The following is a 3,354-nucleotide window of genomic DNA, read 5'->3' as shown; positions in this document are numbered from 1 at the left end:
GCGTCGACCGCTCCGGCGACCACCGAGCTCTCCCCGCCCGCCGGCGTCGGCCGCGTGAGATGGGTATAAGAGACAGGGGCCGGGTCAGCGGCGGTGTCCGGGGGCCCGCGCCAGCACCGCCTTCTGGAGGGCCTCCAGGGGACCGGCGCGGAACCGGCGCAGCCACAGCGTGGAGGCGGTGAGGAGCAGCGCGCACAGCGCCGCCCACAGGCCCATCACCCACCAGGGGCCCGAATCGGCGAGGCGGGTGGCCAGGCCCAGGCCGAAGCCGTGGAGGACCAGCACGCAGACGAGGTTCTGCGCCACGTAGCCGCTCATGGCCGTCCTGCCGAGGGACGACACCGCCGTGACCGCGCGGCCCCCGGGGTTCGCCCGGTCCAGCACCCAGCCGACCGCGCCGATCACGCCGAGCGCCACCACCGGGGCGGCGACGTAGCGGTCCAGGAGGGCCAGCCCGGGCCCGGCCAGGGTCGTGGCCAGGTTGAACGGCACCCCGACGCCCAGGCCCCACACGAGCAGGCGGCCCCGGATGCGGCGGCCGGCGGCGTCGTCCCCGAAGGCCCCGGCGCGGAACAGCCGCACGCCCAGCAGGAACATGAACACCATCAGGGCGAAGGTGAGGATCGGCTCGGCCCGGAAGAGGAGCACGTGGTCGAGCCGGAAGGCGACCTGGTCCAGGTAGCTCCCGTGGGCGTAGAGGTCCACGACCTCGGGCGGGGTCTCCCCTCCCGCCGCGGCCGGGTCGAGGACCATCACCGCGGTGAGGAGCCCGATGAGGGCCGCGTGCAGGGCCGCCGCCGTCCACATCACGGCGTCCCGCGCCCTCCGGGAGCGGGTCAGCAGCCAGGCGACCACCAGGGACGTGACCGCGTAGCCCATGAGGACGTCGGCGGCGAAGACCAGGGTGAAGTGCACGAGGCCCTCGGTGAACAGGAACAGCGCCCGCCACTTGTAGGGGCCGGGCCAGCGCTCCCCCCGCCGGGCCGCCGAGCGGAACTGGATCGCCAGGCCCACGCCGAACAGCAGGGTGAGCAGGGCGAGGAACTTGCCGTTGGCGAGGAAGAGGAACAGCCCCTCCCCCAGGGAGGCCGCGGACGGCGACTCCCGGAAGTCGGCGAGGGTGCCGAGGGACTGCGCCCCGAACAGGAAGCTCGCCTCGGAGCCGGGGGCGGTGAACAGCCACACGTTGGTGGCGAGGGTGCCCATGATGGCGACGCCCCGGAGGACGTCGAGCAGGGGGAGGCGCGCCCCCGCCCGGGCGGGGGTCCCGGTCTGCGGATCGGTCGTGGTCATGCGGACATCCCAGCTCTCGGTCGGACGTGGGTCACGAGCTCTCGGGGTCCGTGAAGAGCCGGTCGACGTAGGTGGTGAGGGAGGCGAGGACCGGGGCCTCGGCGAAGTCCCCGCCGGTGACGAGGTGGTGCACGGTCAGGCCGTCCACGAAGGCGACGAGGGCGGCGGCCTCCGCGCGGGCGCCCGTGCCGGGCGGCAGCTCGCCCGCCCGCAGGCCCTCGCCGAACGCCTGCTCGAACGCGTCGACGAGCTGCCGCGTCGTGGCCCTGTGCAGCCGGGACATCTCCGCGTCGGCCATGGTGGCCGGCAGGAACTCCAGCCAGACGGTGAGTTCCAGGCGCCGCTCGTCGTCGAGGGGGAGGAGGGTCTCCGCCGCGCGGAGGACCCACTCCCGGACGGTGGCGGGCCCCTCGCCCGCGGCGAGTGCCAGGAGGCGGGCCTCGCCCTGCTTGTACATGTACTCCACCCCGAACCGGAGCAGCTGGGACTTGGTGCGGAAGTAGCTCTGCACCAGCCCGACCGACACCCCGGCCTCGTCGGCGACGTCGGCGAGGGTGGTCCTCGCCAGTCCCCGCCTCCCCACCGAGCGCAGGAGTGCCCGGGCGACCTGTCGTCGCCGCTCGTCGTGGTCCGCCGTTCTCGCCATGAAAAAATAATACGACACTATTTTTAATATGGCGACAGGTCCCGTGGCCGGGACCGGCCGCGCCGCCCCCGGGACCGCGCGGCCACCGGCGCCGGGCGACCGCGTCGCGGCGCCCGTGACGCCCGCCACGGACTCCGCGAACGCCCGGGACCTGCGCTTGTGATGCAATAACAACGGGTTCGTGAACCCGCGAGGGATCCCGAGACCGGCAACAGCACATCGACAGAGGGAGGTTGGTCCCCCATGACCGACCGCGCGTACGTGATCGCAGGATCGGAGGCCACCGGCGGCGCCGGCATCCAGGCCGACCTCAAGGCCTTCCAGGAGCTCGGCGTCTACGGGATGGGGACGATCACCTGCATCGTCTCCTTCGACCCCGGCAACGGCTGGGGCCACCGGTTCGTCCCCGTCGCCCCGAACGTCATCGCCGACCAGATCGAGGCGGCGACCGCCTGCCACGACCTGGACGTGGTGAAGATCGGCATGCTCGGCACCCCCGACACCATCGACGTGGTCGCCGAGGCCCTCCGGCGGCAGCCGTGGCGGCACGTGGTCCTGGACCCGGTCCTGATCTGCAAGGGCCAGGAGGCGGGCGCGGCCCTGGACACCGACAAGGCGCTCACCGCCCAGATCCTCCCGCTGGCCACGGTGATCACCCCCAACCACTTCGAGGCGCGCACCCTCGCGGGCATGGAGCGCATCGACTCCGTGGACGACCTGGTCGAGGCCGCCCGCCGCATCCGCGAACTCGGCCCGGAGCACGTGGTCGTCAAGGGCGGCACGGAACTCCCCGGCCCGGACGCGGTGGACGTGTACTTCGACGGCGAGGAGGTGACGGTCCTCAGCGCCCCGAAGATCGGCGAGGAGCGCGTGAGCGGCGCCGGGTGCACCTTCGCCGCCGCGATCACCGCCGAACTGGCCAAGGGCGCCGAGGTGGGCGCCGCCGTCGCGACCGCGAAGGCGATGGTCCGCGAGGGGATCGAGAGGCGGCTGACCACGCACGCCCCGTTCGCCTCGGTGGTGCCGGTCGCCCCGCGCGGCTGACGCGCACGGCCTCCCGACCCAGGATTTCAGGAGAATTCGTCCCCTTTGGGAAGATTTTTTCTGCGGATCATGATTGGGAGCCGCCACAGCGGTGAGGGCAGGGACCAGGACCGAATGCCCAGCAGGAGGTTGACATGTCCGAGCAGAACCGCGCCGGCAACAAGGCCGACGAGTACAAGGGCAAGGCCAAGGAGTCCCTCGGCAAGGCCACCGGCAACGAGCAGTGGCAGGCCGAGGGCAAGACCGAGAAGACCACGTCCAAGCTCAAGCAGGCCGGTGAGAAGGCCAAGGACGCCCTCACCTCGGACAAGAAACCCAAGGCTCCGTTGTAACTTATAGTAATGCGGGGGCGGTGGTGACCTTGGCGTATC

The 3,354-nt window shown here is 72.1% G+C and carries 4 protein-coding genes; 2 read left to right on the top strand and 2 right to left on the bottom strand.

Features of this window, described 5'->3' with window-relative positions:
* Positions 1–84 precede the first annotated feature (84 nt).
* Both ACWGL3_RS31735 and ACWGL3_RS31730 read right to left on the bottom strand, forming a co-directional pair.
* Positions 85–1,293 carry a DUF418 domain-containing protein gene (locus ACWGL3_RS31735; RefSeq protein WP_267946892.1) on the bottom strand — a complete coding sequence of 403 codons (1,209 nt, stop codon included), beginning with the start codon at positions 1,291–1,293 and terminating at the stop codon, positions 85–87.
* Positions 1,294–1,324: 31 nt separating this feature from the next.
* The gene (locus tag ACWGL3_RS31730; protein ID WP_344182412.1) at positions 1,325–1,939 is read right to left on the bottom strand and encodes a TetR/AcrR family transcriptional regulator; all 615 of its coding nucleotides are present in this window, start codon (positions 1,937–1,939) and stop codon (positions 1,325–1,327) included.
* Between the two features lie 243 nt (positions 1,940–2,182).
* Here ACWGL3_RS31730 and thiD point away from each other — a divergent pair, with 243 nt between their 5' ends.
* Both thiD and ACWGL3_RS31720 read left to right on the top strand, forming a co-directional pair.
* A complete protein-coding gene (gene thiD / locus ACWGL3_RS31725; protein WP_267946894.1) occupies positions 2,183–2,983 on the top strand; it encodes a bifunctional hydroxymethylpyrimidine kinase/phosphomethylpyrimidine kinase in 801 nt (266 codons plus the stop codon).
* 134 nt (positions 2,984–3,117) lie between these two features.
* On the top strand, positions 3,118–3,315 hold the full coding sequence (locus tag ACWGL3_RS31720) for a CsbD family protein (protein WP_452462144.1): 198 nt from the start codon (positions 3,118–3,120) through the stop codon (positions 3,313–3,315).
* Positions 3,316–3,354: the final 39 nt, after the last annotated feature.

Source organism: Nocardiopsis sp. NPDC055824, assembly GCF_053616335.1.
Note: the sequence above shows the minus strand (reverse complement) of the source record. Positions and strands in the feature narration are given on the sequence as shown.